This is a genomic window from uncultured Shewanella sp. (assembly GCF_947501665.1).
GTDB lineage: Bacteria > Pseudomonadota > Gammaproteobacteria > Enterobacterales > Shewanellaceae > Shewanella.
In genome coordinates this window covers 12,983-38,676 of the sequence record NZ_CANMWS010000039.1, presented here as the reverse complement: position 1 = coordinate 38,676, position 25,694 = coordinate 12,983, and the positions used below count along the sequence as shown (strand labels likewise).

The following is a 25,694-nucleotide window of genomic DNA, read 5'->3' as shown; positions in this document are numbered from 1 at the left end:
TGCGCTTAAAAAGAGTGTAAAAAGCATCATGGATAATTACCCATCAAAATATACGATAACTTTTAGTTAAGCACTTACATTGCTAGTATTTTTTTTCCAAATGAAACCACAATCAATGGACTGTTAGCAGCTTTTGCAGTTGGCTATCTTGCGCGCCCATTAGGGGGCATTATTTTTGGACATTTTGGCGATACCTATGGACGTAAATGGGCATTCACCTATTCCGTTTTCATCATGGCTATCGCCACTTTTTGTATTGGTTTAATCCCCAGTTACCACACCATTCGTATCATAGCTCCCATTCTATTGATATTGTTTAAAATTTTACAAGGTACGTCAATTGGAGGAGAAATCCCCGGCGCAATGACCTATATCAGTGAGTTTTACCCACAAAATCCAGCACGGGCAACCAGTGTTATTTTTTGTTTTCTTATTAGTGGAATGAGTATTGCCTACCTAGTTCAAGGAAGTTTAATGGTAATATACTCACGCCAAGAAATTATTAACTGGGCTTGGAGATTGCCTTTTTTCTTAGGCGGGGTCTTTGGTATCATCGCGTTTTACTTAAGAAAAAAATTAACTGAGATCCCTCAGTTTACCCCTTATATTAATCCTAAACAGCCTTTTCCAATGGTAGAGGTATTGAAAAAGCATTGGCAAAGTGTCATATTGACCACCATTATCACAGGGTTTGGAGCGATAATTATTGTCAGTTTATTCACCTTTTTACCTGCCTACCTGATAAAACTACTTCATTATAATCCCAAAAATATGATTTGGATAAGCGCCTTTTCCGTATTCAGTGCAGGCTTAAGTTGCCTTATATTTGGTTGGTTATCCGATAAAACACAAAGGCTTTGGCTCTTAGTCAGCCTCATCATTGCAATATTCATTTTTGCCTTTCCCATTTTCTATATTTATAGTCACGAGATCATTTTATATCCTATATCATTAGCAGTAAGTGCCTTGCTTGTGGGGCTTTGTTGGGGAAATATTCCCGCGATTTTATCGAACGCTTTTCCAAGTGCAATAAGGTATTCTGGCATTGGCCTTTCTTACAATTTGGGATTTGGTATTATTGGGGGCTTGTCGCCGCTGATTTTACTTAGCAGCATTAAATGGAGCCAATCAACAATGGCACCAGCTTATGTGCTGATCATTGCATCGCTAATTTGTTTGCTCATTTTGATTATATTAAAAAGACATCTACAAGCTAAAAATTGATTGAAAGGCAAAGCAATGTCATATATGACTTCTAATATGCGAATCTTAATTTTATGCGGTTTAGAAGGTCTGCTTGAGTTTTTCGATTTCATGATATTTGTATTATTTTCAAATAAAATAGCTCAAATTTTTTCTGGTTCAAAATAAAATTAATGCACTTTTTGTAACGTTTTCAATATTAATGATGGCCATCTCAACGGACTCATCCCCTTATTATTACTGGGTTATATTGTAAAGCCTTTGACACAATTATGACTTCAGCTTATGTATTATTGCTTTAGTTCTTCTGAACGGAGTTTTTATTTAACTACATAAAAAATACAAAGGATAGTACAATTAAACCTATTCTGTATTGACGTTTTTTTATTTAAATTATTAAAAAATTAGAATGTAGGTAGCGATTTTTACCGTCAGAAATAGAGTGTCTTTTGAAAAAATCATTCATTTTCTGGACGTTTACTCAATGTGGATGTGTACCACTATCATGAAAATAAGACCAAAACTTAATTCTAAACTCTTCTGTTTTTGCCATTCGTTTAAAGTAATTACAGTAAAGTGGCCACATATCTTTCTTCTTAACGTTAAACAACCCACTATGATACTGATTGAACATATGCTCTAATTGACTAGGAGATAAGTCATCAATAAAACGAGCTAAGGCAAGATCGATTTGCATTTTCATTTGTTCATTACTGCTAACTGGGACGTTTTGAGAATAGACAACCCCTTCTGCGTATTGAGTCTGGTGTTCAACGATATCAGGAAAAGACAGTATTTGGTTATTGGCAATAAAAGAGGCAGAATTATCTATCTCACTTTGATTATCGATACTCGAAGAACCATCAACAGCTCTTTCATAGGTATCTTGATATGTTTGATCTTCATAAAAAGTAAATTCAGAGGCTGGCACTTGATTTTTAAAAGGATCGGGATCAATATCGTCAAAGTTTAAAGTAATATCTTCTTTCTTTTTCAATGAAACAGCTTCTTTAAGAGGCTTAATAAAAGGATCGACTTGTACCTGATTATCAACATCATTGCTCAAATCGTTTATTGTCATATCTTGAGGGTCTTCAGAAATACCCTCACTTTTGATATCAGCCTCTTGCATAAAGGGATCACAATAAGATTGCAGATCAGAACGATCAACCACTTCCCTATCTCTCACGTTAATTTTATTTTTAAACGGATCTTCGACCTTTTTATCTAAGGTTTTCTCCAACGGTTTTGCTTTACTTAATAGAGGGTCAAAACATGACACTAATAAACGATAGGCTCCAATATCCAATAAATCCCCATCACGAATTAACACTTCATTTTGATAGCCTACGGCTTTTTGTGCGCCATTGACCACCACACCGGATTGACTAATATCCTCTAGAATATATTCATTATTTTCTTTACGTACTAACGCATGTACTGATGAAATCGTTTCAGTTTCATCGGGTAACATAAAACTATTACTCTCTCCTCGCCCTATGCTCCCCCCTTCTTCAGGTAAGTTAAAACTCATGCAGCCCAACGATTCTGCATCAGGTGCAACAATGACATGAAAAGAGATCCCCATAACAACTCCCTTTAAATTTCCATAACGATGACATAAGCCCAATCGCACTCATTTGAGTATAAACCAATAATCTATCAAACACCCAAAAGCATTAACCATAAAATATAAAAATAACGATTTACCCCCTCATAAAGGTAGATCAAGTCGATTTTATGAGCACACAAAGAAAGATGAAAATACCAATGGATTAGCAAGAAAGTATAATGAGTACACTTTTCGTACTAAAGAGGAGCAAAATGATTAATATTGTAGCAATTAACCTGACATACAAAAAAACCTGTACAAATATACAGGTGTTTTTGTATGTTAAGCTCATAAGATAAAATTGGATAAATTGAAGCTAGGGCTTATGTCTTAATAGACTCAGCAATACCATTTCCTCCTCGAGCAATATTCAGTGCCATTTTATAATAATAATCAAAACGCGCAGCTTTATTTTCACCATCGGGTAATATGGCACATAAATTAACGGCGCCAGCCACAGCTTTCGCATATAAATACAATGGTGGCTCCGTACTGGGCTCTCCTTTGGGGGTAATACTCCCTCCAGACCAAAAAACCGCTTGCGCTATCCAACCAGGAGCCGCATCTAATCCGACATTTTTAATCATTAATTCAGCATGACGACGATAATGCTCATCTGGACTTTCAACCCATAACTTTGCTGATAAAATCGCATGGTGCTCATCATGATCCCAATCATCTCTTGAAGAAAGACATTGATAGCCCCACCAAATGGCCTCTCTTAAAGGTAATGCATGGGCAAAAAACATAGTGAGCTCTATATAAGATTCATTTTCTCGCATTTGTTCAATAAAATCGATAATAGCATCATGAGATTGGGCAAGTTCAATAACCTCTTCATCGGGGTCAAACAATGCTAAAACATCTAACGCACTGGCATAAGGGATTTTAATATAATTATTCATTAGATTATCTTTAAAGGGTCTAGTGACATAAGAATAGCCAATATAATCCTATTCAGCTTACTTAAACCCCAAATTCAACGCTTATGTGGCATCAATAGATATACAATTCTCCCTCTAATGATCCATTGACCCACCAGCCATTCTATTTAAGGAGTGCGAAAAGGTAAGTCAATATCAGTATCGTCACAATCAGAAGGTAACATTTCAAAACAATTCAATGTCATTGCAACATAACTATAGTATCCAAAAATACCAATAAGCTCGACTAATGCGGCTTCACCAAAAAGTGATAATGCTTCTTGATATAGACAAGTGTTAATACGCTTAGTTTGATATAAAGATTGACCAATTTGATAAATAAGGCGCTCTTCTTTTATCGTAAAAATAGGTTCATTTCCAACACGAATATCCTCAACTATGTTTTTATCCAAGCCTTCGGCTAATGCAATAGGCGCATGAATAAGCCACTCAGATTGAGATTGCCACCAAGCTGCTGTTACCAAAATGGCCAATTCAGATAATCGTTTAGAAAACCCAGTATGGTATCGACAAAACACGCCTAATTTCTGGCTATGTTGCGCTAATTCAGGACTATGGAGCCAAGCAAGAAAGGGGCCTTTTACATTCCCTCTTGCCTGTTTTATTTCTTGAAGAACAATAGATTGCTCTATAGTCAAACTGTCTTCATCTAATTCACTTAAACGAGATTTCATTCTATTCCTCAGCTAATTAGGTTTAGCATAAAAAGCATGACTTATTGACATTTAATCCTCTATGATGGATTACTGGAGCCAACAACACATCTATTCTTTCAATACCTGAAACAGCGTGTCTTTTAATATCTGTATCATTTCGTCAATATGATTATCTTCAACAATAAAGGGAGGAGCCAAGAGAATATGATCTCCCACTCGTCCATCTACCGTTCCTCCCATGGGATAGCACATTAATCCTTTCTCCATTGCCACTTTTTTAATACGAGCATGGATATTTAATTGAGGATCAAAAGACAGTTTTAACTCTTTATTTGCCACCAATTCTATCCCCATAAAAAGCCCTCTTCCTCGTATATCTCCCACATAAGGATGCGTTAAGAAGGCTTGACTTAATGTTTGATGTAAGTACTGGCCTTGCTGATGAACTTGAGTGAGTAATTGCCTTTCCTCAATGGTTTTTTGTACCGCCAATGCAGCTGCACAAGCCATTGTATGCCCTATATAGGTATGACCATGTTGAAAAAAACCACTCCCTTTTTCAATAGTACGATAAATCGTATCACTGACTAATGTCGCTCCAATAGGTTGATATCCAGCTCCTAAGCCTTTAGCAATGCAAAGTAAATCAGGTGAAATTTGCTCATATTCAGCAGCAAACAATTCCCCACTCCGCCCCATACCACACATCACTTCATCTAAAATAAGCAAAATACCATACCGATCACAAATGGCCCTCACGCCTTGAAAATAATGCTCCACAGCAGGAACTGCTCCCATCGTCGCTCCCACAATAGGCTCAGCAATGAAAGCCATCACTTTATCTTCACCAATTTCAATAATTTTTTGTTCAAGTTCGGTTAATAATCGCTGACAATATTGAGTTGTCGTTTCATTTTCTTCCTGAAAACGATAAGCATAACAGGGACTCACATGATGAGTTTCAATCAATAAAGGAGAGAAAGACTCCCTACGCCAAGCATTCCCCCCAGCAGCCAAAGCACCAAGTGTATTGCCATGATAACTTTGCTGACGCGCAATAATATGACACCGTTGAGGTGCTTCATTTTCTATATGGTATTGACGGGCTAATTTTAAAGCGGCTTCCACCGCTTCTGAGCCCCCTGAAACAAAATACGCATAATCTAATCCATCGGGCGCTCTTGCCGTCAGAAAATCCGCTAACGCCTCCATAGGCTCAGTCGAAAAAAAACCACTATGCGCATAACACAGTTTATCGGCTTGAGATTTCAATGCTTCAATAACATAAGGATCAGAATGGCCTAAACAAGAAACTGCCGCACCTCCACATGCATCTAAATAGTATTTTCCATCACTATCGATAAGGTAAACCCCTTCTCCAGTAACCGCAGTTGGGTATTGAGAACGCAAATTTCGATGAAATACATGACTCATAATCTACAACCCTTTGTGTTTAACAAGCTTATAAGGAAAAAATTAAACGCTAACCACACTGACAATGAACAAATAAGAAAGTAAAATTAAATACCCTATGCTTCAATCCATTTTACTCAAGATCCAGCTACTCACTCTTTTGATAAACTAAAAGATACATAAACAAAACAAGTAGAATACAAATCAAAGCATAATAAACAACCTGAATTCAGATTAACAGGCATAAAAAGATAGCTAACTTTCACTTTAAAATCATAACATTAAATCAAAACATTGCTTTTGGCTAATTTGTTAAATTGCTAAATGCTGGCATTTTATCAATATCAAGGCTAATTTTCAGACCTAGCTCATTTTACTTCAACCCATTTATCATTTTCTTTCTATACTCTTATTACTTCTATTCTATATTCCTCAATGAATATATATCACTCACTCGTATTCAATCATTTAATAAGGATATTTTCATGATCATTAAACCTTATCACTTTAATAGGCGATATCTGATCCCTATTCTCAGTATTCTTGGACTCGCCTCCACATCATTATTTGCCGAAGAAAAGCCCAATATTTTAGTTATTTGGGGAGACGATATCGGTCAAACAAATGTCAGTGCATACAGTTTTGGTCTAATGGGATATAAAACTCCAAACATAGACAGTATTGCAAAAGATGGCATGATGTTTACTGATTATTATGCTGAACAATCTTGTACCGCGGGCCGTTCTACTTTCATAACAGGGCAAACGGTTTTACGCACAGGGTTAAGTAAAGTCGGCTTACCGGGGGCAGATATCGGCTTACAAGCCAAAGATGCCACCATTGCCGAAGTCCTTAAACCTTTAGGTTATGCAACAGGTCAATTTGGTAAAAATCACTTAGGTGATAAAGATGAGTTTTTACCAACTAATCATGGTTTTGATGAATTTTTTGGTAATTTATATCACCTCAATGCAGAAGAAGAGCCTGAAAATGTTGATTACCCTAAAGATCCAGAATTTAGGAAAAAATTTGGTCCACGGGGTGTGATTAAATCATCAGCAAATGGCGATATTGTTGATACTGGCGCATTAACCAAAAAACGCATGGAAACCATTGATGACGAAACTGTCTCTGCCGCTCTTACGTTCATGGAGAAAAATGTTAAAGCCAACAAACCCTTTTTCATCTGGTGGAATGCCACTCGAATGCATTTTCGCACCCATGTTAAACCCGAGTCACAAGGCATGTCAGGGATCAGTAATTATGCCGATGGCATGATTGAACATGACAAGCATGTTGGTCAGTTACTGGACAAAGTTGATCAACTCGGTATAGAAGATAACACCATTGTCTTCTATTCCACCGATAATGGCCCTCACATGAATACTTGGCCAGATGCAGCCACAACCCCGTTTAGAAGCGAGAAAAATACCAACTGGGAAGGGGCATTTCGCGTCCCTGCTATGGTTAAATGGCCAGGGAAAATCAAAGCAGGTCAAATCTCTAATGAAATTATGCACCATATGGACTGGTTTCCCACTTTTGCCGCAATTGCAGGTAACGACAAGATAAAAGAAGAACTGCTTAAAGGTTATAAAGCCAATGGAAAAACCTTTAAAAACCATTTAGACGGTTATAATTTCTTACCTTACTTAACAGGCAAAGAAGACAAAGGACGTCGAAGCGAAGTCTTTTATTTCACTGACGACGGAGACTTATCCGCATTACGTTACAACAATTGGAAAGCTGTATTTATGGAGCAAAGGATCACAGGAACACTGCAAATTTGGGCAGAGCCTTTTGTCACATTGCGTGTACCGAAACTCTTTAATTTACGCATGGATCCCTATGAAGTGGCTGATAAAACATCAAACACATACTATGATTGGCTCATTGATCGCGCCTATATGTTTGTACCGGCACAAACATATGTGGCTAACTTCCTTAAGACATTTAAAGAGTTCCCTCCAAGCCAAAAAGCCGCAAGCTTTAATTTAGAACAAGTTATGAACATGCTGGAAGAGCCAGCTCAAAATTAGTGAATTTGATTTAACAAACTTATCGATTTCAATAGCACTCATTTAAAGAGTCATCATTATGATGGCTCTTTTGTATTTGAGCATTAATCAATAAATCACTGGATTTTTATGATTAAATGAAGGATGTTACGAAAATATAACCTTAAACAACATAACAGTGTCTTGATACTTAAATGACGACTAACCATCCCCAAATTATCAATGCAGACTTAATGACATCGAATCGCTCACGATTTATATTACTATTCATTTACTATTTTCTTCTAACTATCCAAGCTGCATACTCCACACCCAATACTGTTAATGACTTAAGTCCAAAGATCAACACCGAAAGTGAAACCTGCAAGCAATGTCACGCCACACAAGTGAAACAATGGCAAGACTCTCACCATGCTAAAGCCATGCAGATCGCAAATAATGACACCGTATTGGGAGATTTTAATCAATATTTATTTACAAATGGTAAGAGCTGGACGCGTTTCAATCATGATAGCACTGGTTTTTACATGGAAACTGGGCTCACAGATCAACAAGGTCAACGTTATCCCGTTCCTTTTGTTTTTGGCTTTGACCCATTACAACAACTCCTTGTCGATATTGGTGACGGTAGACTACAAGCGTATACTGTCGCTTGGGATGCACGCCCCAAGGACAAAGGTGGTCAAATCTGGTATGACTTATATGAAGATGCCCACCAGCCTAACAGTCCTTTTTACTGGAAAGGGCAATTTAATAATTGGAATACTCGCTGCGCGCAATGCCACTCGACAGACTTAACTCGAGGCTACGATCTCACAACAGATAGTTATAATACACAGTGGAGTCAACCCAATGTCAGTTGTGAAGCTTGTCATGGCTCTGCATCTGACCACCTAACATTACAAAATAGCTTAAAAGATGATAACAAACCTGAACTCCCCCCCCATTCAGGTTTTAACAAGCCGCTAGAACGTAAACCATTGTTCACCTTAACTCCAGAAGAGAGTACTGCCAGCCTAACCACATTATTAACTTCAACATTAGCATTCAATACATCCCTACATTCCCAAACAATAACAGAAGACATAGCCCCTACTGATCCATCTCATTCAAATCGCTTCCCTCTTTCACTGGATAAAGGTCAAGCCAGCCAATGTATCCTTTGCCATAGCCGACGTCATACTCTTATAGAAGGACAAGGAGACAATAACATCCACCAAGAGATCATCCCTCGACTCGCCTTACCTCGCTTATATCATAGAGATGGGCAAATACAAGATGAGGTCTTTGTTTATGGCTCATTCAGCCAAAGTAAAATGGCCGCAGCAGGGGTTGTTTGTAGCCATTGCCATAACCCACACAGTAATAAACTCATTAGCCAGAACAACTCACTTTGTACACAATGTCATCAAAGCCAAATATTTAATTCACAAGCCCATACTTTACATCCTACACCATCAGAAGTAGCCCATAAAGAAGTAGCCCATAAGAACACTCCTATGTGCATCGACTGCCACATGCCAAGTGAGATTTATATGGGGGTCGATACAAGGCGAGATCATCGTTTTCAAATCCCAAACCCTTGGGTAAATGAAGCACTCAAGACCCCTAATGTATGTTTAAGCTGTCATCAAGATAAAGATGATCATTGGGCTCAACTTGCGCTAGCCGCCAAAAAAACAGCCATTTTCACCAATAATTCCGGTATTGGCACCGCCACCTTACTTAATGAGACCGACCCCGAGCACGCAAAGACATTTATTGAAAAATGGGTCCTCGATCCTCATCAGCCCCCCATGCGGCGCGCTGTCTTACTTGATTTATTAGATTTATCACAGCCTAGGCATGTTAACGCACTTAATATCGCTGCCAATGACAGCGAAGCATTAGTCAAACTCGGGGTATTGCATAAACTCAGTTCAGCGCCTTTTGCTATGCAACTGCAAATTGGTTTTGGTTTACTCTACGATGAAAATAAAAATGTCAGACTAGAAGCCATTAAATTACTCTCTCCAGCCTTTAAAACGAATATTCCCATGGCAGCACAAGAAAAACTCACAACAGTATTAAAAGAAGCCGTAGAAACCTATCAAACCCAGCAAGATCTTTTATCCGGTCAATTATCTCTTGCTGACTTAGCGTACAATGTGGGCGATATTGCTCAAGCTAAAGTGCACTATCAAAATGCCTTACAATTACAGCCTCAGTTTCTCCCCGCTAAATTAAATTTAGCAAGCCTTTATCGTGAAACAGGCCAATACCCCCAAGCAAAAAAATTATTACAAGCAATCTTAGCCATTGATAGCCATCATAGTTTAGCCCAATATAATTTAGGGTTAATTTTCGTGATTGAAAAGCAATGGCCTCAAGCACTCCACGCATTGAAAATTGCCGCTGATGATTCCCCTGATAACTTACAATTCGCCTTTGTCTATTTGCTGACATTAGAAGCCAGTGGACGAATAGATGAAGCGCTCATTCAATTAGAAAAATTAGCCATACTGACTCCTCACGATCCTGCGTTGATTGAAATCAAGAGTAGACTCATCCAATCACACTAACACTGACACAAAACGCGGAAATGAACATAAAACACAAATGGTGATAAAACTTAACAGTAACAGTAGTAATCCTTCTGACATTCACTATTCTTAATTTAATTAAGTCATTGCTAATGCACTTTATTAAATACTCCCTTTTCACACATGATGTAATAACAAATGTCACCCCAAATCTTGTTGTTACAGTATTAACGTCACGATTGGACATCTTATGCAAAAATGGATCATCACAACTTTTACCCGCCCTTGCGTAAAAATTCTACCACTAATACTCCTTTACAGCTCAAGTACAGCCCAAGCGAACACACAAAACACTCAAACAGCAACGACACCCAAACTCATTTTACAAATAACCGTCGATGCGTTGAGAGGCGATTTACTGTCACGCTATATTAAACACAGAGCAAAAGGAGGGTTTAACTACTTACTCAACGAAGGGATTGTCTATAACAATGCCCATTACCAACATGCCAATACCGAAACCATTGTGGGTCATGTATCGCTTGCAACAGGTGCCCCACCAGCTGTGCATGGCATGATTGGCAATATTTGGTATGAACGAAGTCAACACCGCATTGTGTATAATATTGAAGATCCCAACTTTACATTGCTAACCAAAGGCGCTGATGTTGATAATCAAAATGAAATTGATCCCACACAAAAAGCGGCTAAAAATGAAGGACGCTCTCCTTTGGCGATATTATCAAGCACCATTAGCGATGAAATCGCAACAGCCTTTCCTCAAGCAAAAGTGTTTGCCGTCTCAGTCAAAGACAGAGGCGCCGTCTCCTTTGCGGGACAATACGGAAAAGCCTTCTGGTTTTCAAAAGCCAGCGCACAATTTGTCACCAGTAACTATTATTATCAGGCCTATCCTGATTGGGTAAACCAATGGAATAATGATAATCCTACCCAAAAATACCACAATACCCAATGGACTCGCAGCCTCAACCCGCATCAATATCATAATAAAGAAGAAAATGACCCCGCTTTTAATACAGATTATAAAACAGACATTGCAGGCTTCTCCACTCGCTTTCCCCACCCTTATGGCCCATCAAATGATAAATATTTCACCACTAAATTAACCTTAAGTCCTGCAGGCGATGCCTTAACCCTGTCATTTGCGAAAGCCCTCATTGAAAACGAACACCTAGGTAAAGATGAAGTCCCTGATTACCTTTCCATTAGCTTCTCTTCAAATGATTATGTATTACATTTATTCGGGCCATCAAGCCAAGAAGCAGAAGATAACTTATTCAAATTAGATCTAACATTAAAAAAACTTTTTCAATATATTGATGAAAAGGTTGGATTAGATAACACGTTAATTGTCTTATCAGCCGATCATGGCGCGCCTGAAATACCAGAGTATTTAGTCAGAAAATTAGCCACCCAGTCAGCACAAAAAAACAGTAATAACAAAGCCCACTATTTTTCTTTAGCCCAACTTCAGGATGAAACCTTATTCTCCACGATTGAATACACTTTTGGGTTGAAAAAAGGACAAGGTAAAACACTCATACAACGCTACGCACATCCTTATCTGTACTTAGATCATTCACTCATAAAAAAATATAACTTAAACCTCAAGCAAGTCCAACTCAGTATTGCTAACGAAATAATGAAACTTAAGGGTATTGAATATGCCATTCCCAGTACTCAAATCGCCACAGGACAACTGCCTCAAACACACCTCATGCAATTAGTCACCAATAACTATCATCCATCTCGCTCTGGTGATATTCACATTATTTTCTCTCCACAGGTGTTCATCAATGAATTTGATGATCTCAATGTGGCCTCAATGCACGGCTCTCCATGGCAATATGATACCTACGTGCCAGTCATATTTGTCGGTGAAACGCTCAGCCCCAAAGCCATTAGCCGCTTCATCACCCCCTATGACATCGCGCCCACTATCGCCTCTTATTTAGGTATTACCCCTCCTTCGGGGACATCTGCACCATTACTACAAGAAGTACTGCAAGAAAAATTGGCCGCTCAATAGCAATAGAGGTGTAACCGTTGATTAATGGAACTTAAGGAAAATCTATGCTCAAAAAAATTGCAGTCATGTTCATCCTCTGTGCCACACTGTCTAATTCACTCCTATTCAATCCACAATCAGGCTACGCGAGCGAATTACTACCTATTATTCGATTTACAGCAGGCTTATTAAATAAAGGCATTTTCCCACAATCTGATGCATACAGTACCGATGATAATATCCTTATTATTGCAGAAGATAATATTGAATTAACAGCCAACATTTTTATTCCTTCGAATTTAAATGCCTCCGCTCCAGCGATTATTTTCATCAATAGTTGGGGCCTCAATGAATATGAATATTTACAACAAGCAGCCGAATTGGCTGAAAAAGGATATGCCGTTTTAAGTTATACAACTCGAGGTTTTGGTAAATCGGAAGGGACAGTGGATACAGCTGGTCCTAACGATATCTCCGATTTAACCCAAGTCATTGATTACTTAATAGAGCAATACCCAGTGAACCCTCAGGCTATTGGTTGTGCCGGTATTTCTTATGGTTCTGGCATTTGTTTACTCGGCGCAGCACAAGATCCACGTATCAAAGCTGTCTCAGCAATGAGCAGTTGGGGAAGTCTTGTAGAAGCGCTTTACGGAAATCAAACCCCCCGATTAGTCTGGGGAGAATTACTCACTCTCAGTGGCGAATTAACTGGACAGCTTGATCCTATTCTTCATCAATATTGGGACAGTATAAAATCACAACAACTTGAAGCTATCCCAGAGATTATAGAATGGGCAAAATTACGTTCACCCTCTGAATATGTTGATGATCTCAATCAAAATGGTACTGCTATTTACTTTGGTAAAGCTTACGGTGACAACCTTTTTCAACCCAACAGCGTGCTCAACCTCTTTAGCCAATTGACGGGGCCAAAACATATCGATTTAGTCCCCGGTACCCATGGCAGCGCGGAGTTTATTCCAAGTCTATTTAATATCGGAGAAAACCGACTCTGGGAAAATACTTATCAATGGTTTGATCATCATCTAAAAGGAGAACTGACTGACATTGCCACCAGCCTCCCTGTTCAAATGCAAATTAAGTTCACTCAGAAAGTGGAGAGTTTTGAAGAGTATCCTTTGCCTAACGTGCAATACCATCCGTTTTATCTTCACCCTCGATTTCTTGGTGGAGCAGGTGCACTCAAATCAATCCCTTATACAGGTATTTTCATGCAAGATGATACAATCAATGCATGGGCAGGTTCATTATTTACGACAAAAATACCACTTTTATCTCAATTACTTGAACAGGTTCATATTCCAATCACTGCCAATATTCCGTTAGCATCTTCGATTCGCAGCGTATATTACCAAACTGACAGTCTTGCTCATTCAATGCAGATCCGCGGTACCCCAAATATCCAATTACAAATCAAACCACATTTTGATCAAGTACAATTAATCGCTTACTTATACGATATGTCACCTTCAGGTATAGGCACCTTAATCACACATGGTATGATGACATTACCCAATACCCTTGAATATGAACCTCAAACATTGAATTTTGAGCTCATTACCACCGCTTATGACATACCGCAAGGGCATCAGCTCGTTTTCGCCATTGATACCTTTGATCCCCAATATCAACCTCCAACGTCGATAAATTACCATTTGGACTTTATTTTTTCCGATTCTCTTTCATCCATACTGACCATTCCTTCACTCTAAAATCAGTTAACAATATCCAATAGACTCACTGTCATGTTTTAAACACACTCTCGAACAGATAAAGAAGCAAAGAATCATATCGAACACTTGTTTATATGAATATTTCAAGATATGTTTAGTCGATAATCTGCTTTACTTAAATTGAGCGATACAAAAATTAAATAAAAACAGCATTGTCGCTCAAGCTTTATTTATTTTTAAGGAAAATACAGTGAAAAAAGTTGTGATAAGCGGTACCGGTCTTTACACTCCAGAACAATCTATCTCAAATGATGAATTAGTCACCGCCTTTAATACTTACGTGACCCAATTTAATGAACAACATCGTACTGAAATTGAGGCGGGAGAAATAACAGCCTTAGAAAAAAGTGATAGCGCATTTATTGAAAAAGCATCCGGCGTCAAAAGCCGCTATGTGATCAATAAAGAAGGGATCTTGGACCCCATCCGTATGAAGCCTTATATTCCTGAGCGCCGCAATAATGAAGCTTCCTTACAATGTGAGATGTCCGTCATTGCCGCTAAAGAAGCCCTTGAACAAGCGGGTAAATCCGCCCGGGATGTCGACATGGTTATCGTTGCCTGCTCGAATTTACAACGTGCTTATCCTGCTATCGCCATTGAGGTGCAAACTCAGCTTGATATTCAAGGTTTCGCCTATGATATGAATGTTGCTTGCAGCTCAGCCACTTTTGGTATTCAAGCGGCGATGAATGCCATTCAAACTGGCAGTGCCCGCTGTGTACTCATGCTCAATCCAGAAATTTGCAGCAGTCATTTGAATTTTCGTGACCGTGACAGCCACTTTATTTTTGGTGATGCTTGTACCGCAGTGTTAATAGAAGATGCTGAACAGGCCACAAGCAATCAACAATATGAAATCCTTGGCACTAAACTGCAAACCATTTTTTCTAATAATATTCGTAATAATGCAGGGTTTCTTAATCGATGTGACGAGTCAGGCTTAAATAGCCCTGATAAGCTGTTTATTCAAAACGGTCGTAAAGTCTTTAAAGAAGTTTGCCCTATGGTTGCTGATCATATAACAGCGCACATTAACTCACTTTCCTTAACTCCTGAGACAATTCAACGATTATGGCTACATCAAGCCAATTTAACGATGAATCAGCTTATTGCAAAGCGCGTGTTAGGGCGAGAAGCCGATATTAAAGAGGCCCCCGTTATTTTAGATCGTTACGCAAATACCAGCTCTGCGGGCTCCATTATTGCCTACCATACGCATAAAAATGACTTACCGGTTGGCAGTATAGGGATCATCAGTAGTTTTGGCGCAGGGTATTCTATTGGTAGTGTTATTCTCAAAAAATATTAATCCGATTAACGTTGAGCTCAGTACTGTCTTTAATACTGACTGGGCTCAATATGTCCCTCTTATATCGTTTATTTAAGAAGTAAGCTGGGTTGATTCTATAAATTCATTAATCGCCTTTTTTTGTTGCTCATCACTCAACAGGTTTAAATATTGAATGGGATCACCTAATTCTAATTCAAGTAAGAGTAATTGTTGTGTTTGTTCACAACGGATCATATCAATTCGAAATTTGTGCGCTTTTTCTCCGGTCAAATGCACTATGCTTTCCAACACGTTTTTCACCGCTTTTAGATCATCATCACAAGGCGTAACTAATTGAGATGTGCCACCATGCATTTGATGCGTACGGTGATCCCATTTTGAAGGCACTTTTAATACCGAATGTGATATTTTATTATTATAAATAATAAAACTGTATTCTCCTTCAATCCTCACATTCGGCATAAATTTTTGCACAATAATACCTGGTGGGATCTCGCTAATAAGTAAATTGTAGTCATCCTCAATTAAATTCACTAAAAAATTGTTTTCCCCAAATGTTGCATAAATAGGTTTAACGACCACAACATCACCCAAATGATATTGCTCAGCAATTTGCATAAGCATTGCTCGATTGCTAATGGATCCGCTCAAAAAATGAGTGGGAATAACAGGGATCCCAAGAGAGGCTAACGAAGTTAAATATTTTTGTTTATCCGTGTAGAGTTTTAATGTTTCCAAGCCATTAAATAATGTCACTCCCGCCGATTTTACTTTATCACACCAAGTTCTAAACTTGTCATAACCACTGGGATGGCCCACTTCACCAATATAAATAGCCTTAAACTCTTGCCAATTCACATCCTCATCTTTATCCCAATTGACATCTTTAACGTTAACATTTTTTGCTGTTAGACCTTGCTTTAAAAGCAAAATTTCTTTTTGCCATAACTCCGATGCTTGACTAAACACCTCAGAGTTACCAATCACAGCCACATTATCCATCGCTTGTCCCTATCATCAGCCTTTTCATAAGCATAGTCTGTCAAACTGCAAGCATACAGGTAAGCCACTCTAGAAAATCAATAATCAATCACTTAAAATGTTGACTCTAACACAGCCGGTGTTTCAAATGTCGGTCTCGCCCCTCCTCCCACAGAACGATATAACTCCACCATCGCCAGTAATTTGTCACGTTGAATTTGACTTAACGATAACTGGGCACTAAATAAATTTCGCTGTGCGTCCATAAAATCAAGGGAACTGGCCACACCATTAATATAACGTAATCGAGCCAAATGCGTATATTTAGCAGCGGCATCAACTAACGTTGTTTGCATTAAAATAGAAGCTTCTGCCCGCTTATAGCTCTGAATGGCATCATTCACTTCAAAATAAGCCGTTAGTAATGTATTGCGATACGTCAATTGTGCCTGAATCGCGACTTGCCTTGCAATCTCCACATCTGCACTTAAACTTCCAGCATTATAGATTGGTGCCACAATGTCCGATAATAAAGACCAAAAAATACCTTTTTGGGTAAATAAATCTGCTAACGAAAGCGCTTCAAGACCATAGGTACCTGTTATCGTAAAACTTGGAAATAATGCCGATTCAGCAAGACCAATATCGGCATTAGCGGCAATAAGCGCTTGCTCAGCGGCCCTGACATCTGGACGAAATTTCAATAACTGAGAAGGCACTCCCAGTGCAAACCAATTTGGAAATTGCTGCGTATTCATCAACACTTGAGCATTAGCAAGAGTCACTGCATTTTGTGCTGAATCCTTGCGATCTTTCTTACTAAGCTGCTTGTTTTGAGAAGAAAAATGAGTACTGGTCTTATTTGCTTCCTTTTGTACATGCATTGAATTATTAAATACATCAGTAACGATGGTATCAACAATACTATCCATCTCAAGGGGAGGCTCTAAAGGAAAATCAAACTCGCCCAGTAAAATTCGCAGCTGGCTCTCTGCAAGCTTTTTCTCCAAAATGAGATCAGGGAGTGTGGCTAAGGCCGTTTGATATTCAACCTCGGATTGTTGTACCTCTAAGCCAGAAATGACACCATTTTTATGACGTAATTGCGCTAAATCATAGGCTTTTTTACGTAATTTAACCGTATTTTCCGAAATGAGGTGTCGCTGATGTGAATCTAACCATTCATAGTAATTCGTCGCCAAATCGCCAATTAAACTCACATAGCTATAATGCAGTAATTCTCGCGTTGATAACATTGTCGCAAAAGCCGACTCACTGCCACGTTCAAAGCCCCCCCACAAGTCCAGTTCCCAAGCTAATACTCCAGATAAATCAATAATTGTTTTATTTAACGGAGGTGAATTCGTTTCGCCACTTAACCGTTCAGGCTCAACAGAGCCTTCAAGGTCAAACGTCGGATACCGCTCTGCATCTGTTGCAATAAACGTCGCCCTCGCTTCCAATAATTGAGATTGCATATTCTTAACGGTTAAATTCTTATCTATTGCATGTTGTATTAGCGAACGTAAATAAGGATCCAGATAAAAGTCTTCCCACCTAAAATTGGCAAGGTATGGCGGTAAGCTATTCATTTGTAACTTTGCTTCAGTGTATAAATGAGTTGAATAGGTATTGTGAAAATGATTTGACGGTAATACCGAATCCACATCTAAATAATGTTGTGCAGGATTGAGCTCAGGTCGCACATAATCAGGCCCCACAACACAAGCACTCAGGCTGCCAAATAACACAATATTGAATAACAAGGCTCTGTATAGACAATAACCTGAATATCTTTTATGGTTAACTAACACTAACAAACTTAGCCTCCTTGCTATGATACCGCTCCCGCACTGTTCATCATGGTCCACATGAGCCAAAAACGAATATTTACAATGAGAAATATAAACATCCTCAAGTTAGCTCTTTAGAGTGTAGCACCTCATAGGATTACTTATTGACACTAATAGGGAGCTGTTTTACCCAACTCTTTACTGTAACAAAAAATAATGGAACAAAAGTAATCCCCACTGTCGTGGCAAAAATCATCCCATAAAAAATAGGTATAGAAATAGATTGACGACTTACCGAACCCGGCCCTGAAGAAATAACAAGAGGTAATACCCCCAATATAAAGGCAAACGATGTCATCAAAATAGGACGAAAACGCATTTGCGCAGCTCTCACTGCTGAGTTCAATAAATTGTGGCCCTTCTTATTCTGCTGCACAGCAAACTCGACAATTAAAATGGAATTTTTTGCAGCCATACCTATGAGCGCAATAAAAGCCACCTGAAAAAATAAATTACTGTCCATGCCACTAAACCAAGTGCCCAAAGAAGCCCCAAACATAGCGATTGGCGTAATGAGTAATACCGCAATAGGGGTCGTCCAGCTTTCATAAAGCGCCGCTAAAAAAAGAAAAACAAAGACAACCGCCAGTGAAATGGCAATGGCTGTTTGCCCTGATGCTTTCACTTCTTGATAAGTCAAACCTGTCCATTCATATTTAAATTCATTCGGCAATACCGTTGCAGCTAAGTCTTCAATCACCTCAATGACATCACCAGTAGCGTAGCCTGCTGCAGGACTCACACTAATTGCAGCGCTGGAAAATAAATTATAATGTGTCACCGCTGCTGGCCCCACAGCATAGTCATATTTTACCAAGACACTGATGGGCACCATAGCCCCCGTATTTGAACGCACATAGTAACTTTCAATTTGATTAGGGTAACGTCGATACTCCCCTTCAGCTTGTAGCCTCACTCGATATACTCGGCCAAATAAATTAAAGTCATTCACCGTCGTAGAGTCAGTAAATGTCTTAATCGTGCTATAAATATCAGCTAACTCGACACCAATGGCCAATGCTTTGGTTTTGTCAACCGTCAACGCTAATTGGGGAATGGAATCTTGAAGTGCCAATGTGGCACTGCCGATTTCAGGCTGATCATTTAACTGATCAATTAACTCATTGGCAGATGCTAATAAACCATCAAAATTAGCCCCAGAGCTATCTTGCAATTCAAATTCAACTCCCGCGCTATTACCAAGACCTGGCACAGCGGGAGGAAGATAAGCATTAAACTCAGCCTCTAATATATTCTCTAATTCCCCTCTTAACTCCTTCATGACTTTTTGCACAGTATCATTGCTTTCTTTACGCTTATCCCAAGGTTGTAAAATCACTTCAAGTTCACCATTAGCTTGATTGGAACCTAAACTTTGACTCTCCCCCGCCAAAGAAAAACAATAAGCAACTGCCTTATGAGCTAAAATGTACTTTTCTGCTTTTTCAAGCACGGCTTGTGTACGATTAACCGTTGAACCATCTGGCAAAGTAACATCGATAAAAAATTGCCCTTGATCTTCATCAGGCATAAAACTGCTGGGTAAATGACTCATCAATAAATACACGCACAAAATAATTACCCCCAAAATAGCATAACTGCGCTTATAATGTTGATTTGCGATGATCACGCCAAACACATAACGCCTTGAATTAACATCCAACTGTTTATTCATCCAATGAAAAAAACCCTTCTGAGCGACAGGTGTATGAGTTAACAAAATTGCACATAGAGCTGGACTTAAAGTTAATGCTACTAAGGTTGAAATCAATACCGCAACGGTAATAGAAATCGCAAATTCACGATACATAATCCCAGTAATCCCAGGTAAAAAAGACACGGGCACAAACACAGCACAAAGCACAAGGCTTGTCGCAACGATAGCACCAGATAGCTCTTTCATCGCCTGACGCGTTGCAGGAATGGGCTTCATGCCTTCCTCATTTATCAAACGTTCTACATTTTCAACAACCACAATGGCATCATCCACCACAATGCCGATAGCTAATACTAATGCCAATAAACTCACTGTATTTAATGTAAAACCAAAAGCCAATAACGCAGACAAGGTTCCAATAAGTGATACCGGTACCGCAATAGCTGGGATCACTGTGGCCCGAAAGTTTTGTAAAAAAATAAACACCACAAAGATAACTAAAATTAATGATTCGATTAGGGTTACCACAACCTCTTTAATCGACTCCTCAACAAAAATAGACATGTCATAAAATATTTCCCATTCAACACCTTGTGGAAACTTAGAGGCTAAGTCAATCATCTCTTGTTTCACTAATTTAGTGACATTGAGTGCGTTAGCACCGGGTAGCATATACACTTGCAAAATCGTTGCACTATTACCATTTAACGCTGACTGCAAAGTATATGCCGCGGATCCCAATTCAACGCGTGCAATATCCCTTAACCGAATAAGTGAGCCATCCTTTGCCGCACGTACAACAATTTCATTAAATTCATATACACTGCTAAGCCTCCCTGGAGCCGTTATAGGCAAAGTAACACTAATAGCATCGGTATTGGGCTGAGTACCAATCGTCCCTGCTGGTGATTCCGTATTTTGCGCTGTAATGGCATTAATCACGTCGTTAGTGGTCAGCTTATAGCCCGCCATTTGATCTGGCCGCAACCAAATTCGCATTGAATAACTGCGAGAACCAGTATTACGTGTCCCTCCCACACCAGGTATTCGCCGAAGTGCCGATTCAATATTGATACTGGTATAATTACTTAAATAAATTTCATCATAGCGCGAATCTTTAGAAGTCAGTGCCAATTTTAATAATTGAATAGGTGCTTCTTTATAAACCGATACCCCTTCATTTTGAACTTCAATCGGCAAATTCATCATTGCTTGCTGCGTCGCATTTTGTACATCTACTGCCGCTAAATCAGGGTTTGTACCAACATCAAACGTGATACTGATCACCACATTACCTGAATTTGTGCTTTTTGATTCCATATAAATCATATTCGGCACACCATTGATTTCTTCTTCTATGGGTGTCGCTACAGAATCTGCCGCAGTTGTTGAAGTCGCACCTGGATAAGAGGCTGAAATTTGTACCTGAGGCGGTGTAATATATGGATATTGATCTATGGGTAATAAAAACATTGCCACCACACCAATCAATACGATGACAATCGAAATGACACTGGCAAAAACAGGACGATTAACAAAAAACTGCGCCATAATTAATGCTCCGAGTCCGCACTTTTAGGTGCTGTAGGTACCATGTTCTTATCAGGCTGTATCTGCTTTTGCTCTGTATTTTCAAGCTTCAAATATTCTTCTTCTGTTATAGGGATAGTTAAATCACCATGATTGACACGGTTCATCCCTTCACTAATAACCCTTTCACCAGCTTTTAACCCACTTTTAACGATCATCCCTTCCTTGCCCTGATGTTCAATCACGATAAAACGACGCTCAACACGGTTATTGGGTAATACCACCATCACATAAACACCACCTTGATCCACCTGAGTCGCTTTTTGAGGAATAACAATGGCATTTTCCAGCTCACTTAATTTAATCCTCACATTAGTATATTGGCCAGGCAACAACTCTTTATCTGGATTAGGTAATACCGCTCTTACCTCAAACGTGCCCGTTTCAGGATTGACCGAAGGCTCAGTAAAACTCACTTTGCCAGGATAATTATATTCACTGTGATCCGGTAATGTCACTCGCACAAAGCCTGCTAACACTTTGCCTTCATTCTCAGCCGCTTTTTCTTCAGAACGATTCACCATACGTCTACGAGCATTTAAATAATCCAGTGCAGACATATTAAACATGACATAAATAGGGTTCACTTTTTGCACTTTAGTCAATAGTGATTGTCCCTTGCTGCCAACCAATGCACCTACATCGACTTGAGTCTGGCTCACTAACCCATCGATCGGCGCAGTAATGCGTGTGTAGCTTAATTCTAATTCGGCAGACTCAAGCGCGGCTTGACTGGCCACTAACTCAGATTTTGCCTGAGCCAAATTTGACATCGCATTGTCTAAGTCTAATTGGCTCGCAGCATCTTGATCATACAAAGGCTTAAGTCTTGCCACATCCCTTTTTGCTTTATCCACTACCGCTTGCTGAGATGTTCGCTGCGCTTTGACCCTATTAACTTCAGCAACATAAGGTTTACTGTCTATTTGATATAATAAGTCCCCTTTTTTCACTGCGCTGCCTTCAACAAAGGCCCTTTTTTCAACAAACCCATCAATGCGAGCACGCACTTCAACATTTAAAGATGCTTCGGTTACCCCAACATAATAACCGTAAATAGGAACCGTTGATTTAACCACATTGGCAACCACCACTCTTTTTGCTTGAAAAGATTTCTCTTTCTTATCACAGGCTGATAGGATGAGCGCCACCAACAAGAGAAAAGTATATTGCGCGCTTCTTTTCTGTAAAAAGAAGGCTCGTTGAACAGCTAGAATCATAGATAAAATCAATGCCATTAATCGCTTCCTGCCGATATCAATGAACAAATATTGAACCTAAGCTGACAAGTCTAGTAATACGGCTTGAATTTAACGACAGTCATTCTTTACGTTATAAGAGATAAATTTGATGCTCCCTTAATGTATGTCAGTGTTAGCATTTTATATTGACTTGCATAAAGTGTAGACTGTCCTTGTCTGCTTTAGCCACTTAGTCACCGTTATCACATATCACTTTTTATAAATGACTAACTTGATCGTTTAACTAACCAGAACTTGGGATAATGAGTGTCAAAGAACATTGGTCATCCATTTAAAGTCAATAGGTCAAATCTGTCCCGTTATCCTTTATTGTTTCATTTGGCTAAATACCGCTATGTGTCTAATAGTGGGCTATTAGTAGAAAACACAACATAGATAAGGGCCAAAATAGTGATATTTAATGGCGCTGCTTATCCCTATTTCAGGTTAACTAGGGTCTGTTAATTGTTCATGATTTTATCTGCAGCAGTTTTGAGATTTTTATACAAGGCAGAGCTTATTCTGTGTTGGTATTCTCCTCTACCTCATCCATCCATGGCATCTCCAGAGGTCTCTCTCTCCCCCATCTGATGTTTACGGATAAAAAATGTCATGCTCATTATAGAGGTAAAGGAGCAACAAGCCCTGCTCTTATTCGGTTATAAATCTTTTTATATTGACTTTATCGCCGCTTGATAGGCTTGTTCAAAATCAGCTCTTCTATTGCTAAGTGGTACCAATGACGCCTCACTTTTTTGACTGCGCCCATACAATGATGATTCCACAAACAACGCAAACCAAGCCATTAACGCCTTTGCATTATTCTGTTCACCATTCGCCGCAAGGGCCAACGCAGCCACCTCGCATGTCCCTAACTGAAAATCATGACTGCCTTTGCGTAATGCATATTGCGCAGTGTGCTCAGCACTAAACGATAATAAAGGTAAATGATGTAAATATGGACTCTTTCGAAACATTTTAATGGCTTCACGCCAGCTACCGTCAAGCATAATAAATAAAGGGGGTTTATGTGCTGACTGCGTCATTTTATCGGTTTGACAAGATAATTCATTCGGTAAACGGGTGACAATCGCTTGACCATCCATCGCATATTCACTGGGAAAAATCACATACGCTTGATAAGTTGGATTATTTATCAGCGCAAGCATTTCTCGGTTCCCTTGTACTCTCGACCAAATATAAGCATGAGTATTCGGGACTAAATCTGCGATCAGTCGACCACTATTACTCGGTTTGAGCACTTCATCGTCATACATAACCAACAGAAATTGTGACTGCGTTTTTAAATTCTTTCTCGATGCACAAGTACAAAGGCTTTGTTCAAGTAAGCATTGCTGACAACGCACAACATTCTTGCCTCTCGCATTATAAGCTTTCGTTGAAATAGCCTTGCGATATTGGTAAAGCCTATGTACTGCATGTAAATTTGGAAGCATGGTCATCGCTTATTAAGACTCATTATAAAAATGCTCACCCCCAAACACATTGGGCATGTTGCACTTGTTAACTTAACAATAAAAATCAAAAACCGGCTCATTAAGCCGGTTTATTGTATAAAACAGAAGTGTAAATCGACTACAAAATACGTCTCAATAAAAAATCTGCTTTTAAGCGCTTAATTCGCTTCATTATTTTCTTTACCCCAGGAGGATAATGTTGCAATGTTTGAATTTGGCTATAATGATACAGTCGCTCAGTATGCTCCAAAATATGCGCTTGTTCTTGCTCAAATTGAGCTTTCCAGCCACCAGTTTCATCTTGGAAGAGTAGACCATTTTCAAGATCAAGTGCAAATGCCCGCGGATTCAAATTACTGCCGGTTATTAAATGCCGTTTACCATCAGCACTGATCCCTTTCAAATGAAAGCTGTTTCTCTCATGTTTCCATAAGTGAATATTGAGCAAACCTTTCTCTATCGCCCACTGTTGTCTTTTAGCAAATTTTCGAAGTGATTGTTCATACATATAGGGCAATGCCCCGATAGTTGAAAAGGTTTCCTCGGGAGGAATATAAAAATCATTCGCCGTTTTATCACCCACCACGATATCTATTTTTTTCCCTTTGCGTAAATGCTTAGACAATGCACGGGACAAAATATAGGGCGGATTAAAATAAGGAGTACAAATAAACAAAGCATCTTCTGATTCTTCAATTAAAGCAATAACGGTTTTATTAAGCACATTCTTCTTACGTCCCAACCCCACAATCGGCGTCACTCGGTTGCCCGTATTCACTTTATCAAATCGATAACTGGCTCGAGCCAATCGCTGTTTTAAGCCAGTGATCTCACTTTTATTCGGTAAACGCTCTGTTTCTTTACTTTCAGACAGTGAATTAACGGCTTCATCATTAACCAGATACACTTGGATCATATCTCGCATGCTGTCGGCCAATGCTTGAGACACAACTTGATGATAGCGATCAAATCGATACTTATCATGTTGATGTAAATAAATATTATTAATACTCGCACCGCTAAATATCACGGTATCATCGATGATAAAACCTTTAAGGTGTAACACTCCCATAAATTCACGTGACTTAACGGGTACCCCTAAAATATCGATGCCATATTCAGCTTCCTGCATGACCTTTCGATACATTAGGTAATTGCCACTATCACCCTTTTGACCAATCAAGCCTCGCCTTGCACGATGAAAATCGACCAATACTTTAATATCGAGTTGAGGATTGCGCGCTTTAGCCGCCATTAATGCCGATAAAATTTCACCTCCTGCGTCATCATCTTCCAAATAAAGCGCCGCAATATAGATTGAATGCACTGCATTAGCAATACGCATCAACAAGGTTTCTTTTAAAGCACAGGGTGTTAATAACCAGCTTAATGCCTCTGGTTGGATCGGTATTCCACCTAGCTTTTTCAGCAAGGTCTATCTCCTTT

The 25,694-nt window shown here is 39.1% G+C and carries 16 protein-coding genes; 6 read left to right on the top strand and 10 right to left on the bottom strand.

Annotation, left to right across the window (positions count from 1 at the left end):
• Positions 1 to 78: 78 nt before the first annotated feature.
• Entirely contained in the window at positions 79 to 1,224 is a 1,146-nt protein-coding gene (locus Q0976_RS22135; protein WP_366525100.1) for an MFS transporter, read from the top strand.
• Positions 1,225 to 1,684: 460 nt separating this feature from the next.
• Here the strand turns inward: Q0976_RS22135 and Q0976_RS22130 are convergent, their stop codons facing one another.
• The 4 genes from Q0976_RS22130 to Q0976_RS22115 all read right to left on the bottom strand — a co-directional run bounded on the left by Q0976_RS22130 (position 1,685) and on the right by Q0976_RS22115 (position 5,849).
• The gene (locus Q0976_RS22130; protein ID WP_299496620.1) at positions 1,685 to 2,791 is read right to left on the bottom strand and encodes an FHA domain-containing protein; all 1,107 of its coding nucleotides are present in this window, start codon (positions 2,789 to 2,791) and stop codon (positions 1,685 to 1,687) included.
• 347 nt (positions 2,792 to 3,138) lie between these two features.
• A complete protein-coding gene (locus Q0976_RS22125) occupies positions 3,139 to 3,720 on the bottom strand; it encodes a Twin-arginine translocation pathway signal (protein ID WP_299496617.1) in 582 nt (193 codons plus the stop codon).
• A 146-nt stretch (positions 3,721 to 3,866) separates the two neighbouring features.
• On the bottom strand, positions 3,867 to 4,433 hold the full coding sequence (locus Q0976_RS22120) for a carboxymuconolactone decarboxylase family protein (protein WP_299496614.1): 567 nt from the start codon (positions 4,431 to 4,433) through the stop codon (positions 3,867 to 3,869).
• A 90-nt stretch (positions 4,434 to 4,523) separates the two neighbouring features.
• Positions 4,524 to 5,849: an aspartate aminotransferase family protein gene (locus tag Q0976_RS22115; RefSeq protein ID WP_299496612.1), complete on the bottom strand. Its 1,326-nt coding sequence runs from the start codon at positions 5,847 to 5,849 to the stop codon at positions 4,524 to 4,526.
• 464 nt (positions 5,850 to 6,313) lie between these two features.
• On the opposite strand from Q0976_RS22115, the gene Q0976_RS22110 reads away from it, so the two are divergent.
• The 5 genes from Q0976_RS22110 to Q0976_RS22090 all read left to right on the top strand — a co-directional run bounded on the left by Q0976_RS22110 (position 6,314) and on the right by Q0976_RS22090 (position 15,466).
• The gene (locus tag Q0976_RS22110; RefSeq protein WP_299496610.1) at positions 6,314 to 7,867 is read left to right on the top strand and encodes an arylsulfatase; all 1,554 of its coding nucleotides are present in this window, start codon (positions 6,314 to 6,316) and stop codon (positions 7,865 to 7,867) included.
• A gap of 212 nt (positions 7,868 to 8,079) precedes the next feature.
• A complete protein-coding gene (locus Q0976_RS22105) occupies positions 8,080 to 10,407 on the top strand; it encodes a tetratricopeptide repeat protein (RefSeq protein WP_299496608.1) in 2,328 nt (775 codons plus the stop codon).
• 211 nt (positions 10,408 to 10,618) lie between these two features.
• The gene (locus Q0976_RS22100; RefSeq protein WP_299496606.1) at positions 10,619 to 12,418 is read left to right on the top strand and encodes an alkaline phosphatase family protein; all 1,800 of its coding nucleotides are present in this window, start codon (positions 10,619 to 10,621) and stop codon (positions 12,416 to 12,418) included.
• A 44-nt stretch (positions 12,419 to 12,462) separates the two neighbouring features.
• Positions 12,463 to 14,133 (top strand): alpha/beta fold hydrolase, encoded by a 1,671-nt coding sequence (locus Q0976_RS22095; protein WP_299496603.1) that lies wholly within the window; start codon positions 12,463 to 12,465, stop codon positions 14,131 to 14,133.
• 211 nt (positions 14,134 to 14,344) lie between these two features.
• A complete protein-coding gene (locus Q0976_RS22090; protein ID WP_299496600.1) occupies positions 14,345 to 15,466 on the top strand; it encodes a beta-ketoacyl-ACP synthase III in 1,122 nt (373 codons plus the stop codon).
• 72 nt (positions 15,467 to 15,538) lie between these two features.
• Here the strand turns inward: Q0976_RS22090 and Q0976_RS22085 are convergent, their stop codons facing one another.
• The 6 genes from Q0976_RS22085 to pssA all read right to left on the bottom strand — a co-directional run bounded on the left by Q0976_RS22085 (position 15,539) and on the right by pssA (position 25,680).
• Positions 15,539 to 16,450, bottom strand: coding sequence for a hypothetical protein (locus Q0976_RS22085; protein ID WP_299496598.1), 912 nt, complete (start codon positions 16,448 to 16,450; stop codon positions 15,539 to 15,541).
• A gap of 92 nt (positions 16,451 to 16,542) precedes the next feature.
• Entirely contained in the window at positions 16,543 to 18,243 is a 1,701-nt protein-coding gene (locus tag Q0976_RS22080; protein ID WP_299496624.1) for a TolC family protein, read from the bottom strand.
• 136 nt (positions 18,244 to 18,379) lie between these two features.
• Positions 18,380 to 21,490 (bottom strand): efflux RND transporter permease subunit, encoded by a 3,111-nt coding sequence (locus Q0976_RS22075; RefSeq protein WP_299496596.1) that lies wholly within the window; start codon positions 21,488 to 21,490, stop codon positions 18,380 to 18,382.
• Positions 21,491 to 21,492: 2 nt separating this feature from the next.
• Positions 21,493 to 22,749 carry an efflux RND transporter periplasmic adaptor subunit gene (locus Q0976_RS22070; RefSeq protein WP_299496622.1) on the bottom strand — a complete coding sequence of 419 codons (1,257 nt, stop codon included), beginning with the start codon at positions 22,747 to 22,749 and terminating at the stop codon, positions 21,493 to 21,495.
• 692 nt (positions 22,750 to 23,441) lie between these two features.
• Positions 23,442 to 24,233 (bottom strand): DTW domain-containing protein, encoded by a 792-nt coding sequence (locus Q0976_RS22065; RefSeq protein WP_299496594.1) that lies wholly within the window; start codon positions 24,231 to 24,233, stop codon positions 23,442 to 23,444.
• Positions 24,234 to 24,366: 133 nt separating this feature from the next.
• On the bottom strand, positions 24,367 to 25,680 hold the full coding sequence (pssA, locus tag Q0976_RS22060) for a CDP-diacylglycerol--serine O-phosphatidyltransferase (protein WP_299496591.1): 1,314 nt from the start codon (positions 25,678 to 25,680) through the stop codon (positions 24,367 to 24,369).
• Positions 25,681 to 25,694: the final 14 nt, after the last annotated feature.

Coding starts and splice junctions, on each gene's coding strand:
- Q0976_RS22130 (WP_299496620.1), bottom strand. CDS start 2,791: ATGGGGATCTCTTTTCATGTCATTGTTGCACCTGATGCAGAATCGTTG.
- Q0976_RS22070 (WP_299496622.1), bottom strand. CDS start 22,749: ATGATTCTAGCTGTTCAACGAGCCTTCTTTTTACAGAAAAGAAGCGCG.
- Q0976_RS22125 (WP_299496617.1), bottom strand. CDS start 3,720: ATGAATAATTATATTAAAATCCCTTATGCCAGTGCGTTAGATGTTTTA.
- Q0976_RS22065 (WP_299496594.1), bottom strand. CDS start 24,233: ATGACCATGCTTCCAAATTTACATGCAGTACATAGGCTTTACCAATAT.
- Q0976_RS22075 (WP_299496596.1), bottom strand. CDS start 21,490: ATGGCGCAGTTTTTTGTTAATCGTCCTGTTTTTGCCAGTGTCATTTCG.
- Q0976_RS22115 (WP_299496612.1), bottom strand. CDS start 5,849: ATGAGTCATGTATTTCATCGAAATTTGCGTTCTCAATACCCAACTGCG.
- Q0976_RS22085 (WP_299496598.1), bottom strand. CDS start 16,450: ATGGATAATGTGGCTGTGATTGGTAACTCTGAGGTGTTTAGTCAAGCA.
- Q0976_RS22110 (WP_299496610.1), top strand. CDS start 6,314: ATGATCATTAAACCTTATCACTTTAATAGGCGATATCTGATCCCTATT.
- Q0976_RS22120 (WP_299496614.1), bottom strand. CDS start 4,433: ATGAAATCTCGTTTAAGTGAATTAGATGAAGACAGTTTGACTATAGAG.
- Q0976_RS22105 (WP_299496608.1), top strand. CDS start 8,080: ATGACATCGAATCGCTCACGATTTATATTACTATTCATTTACTATTTT.
- Q0976_RS22100 (WP_299496606.1), top strand. CDS start 10,619: ATGCAAAAATGGATCATCACAACTTTTACCCGCCCTTGCGTAAAAATT.
- Q0976_RS22095 (WP_299496603.1), top strand. CDS start 12,463: ATGCTCAAAAAAATTGCAGTCATGTTCATCCTCTGTGCCACACTGTCT.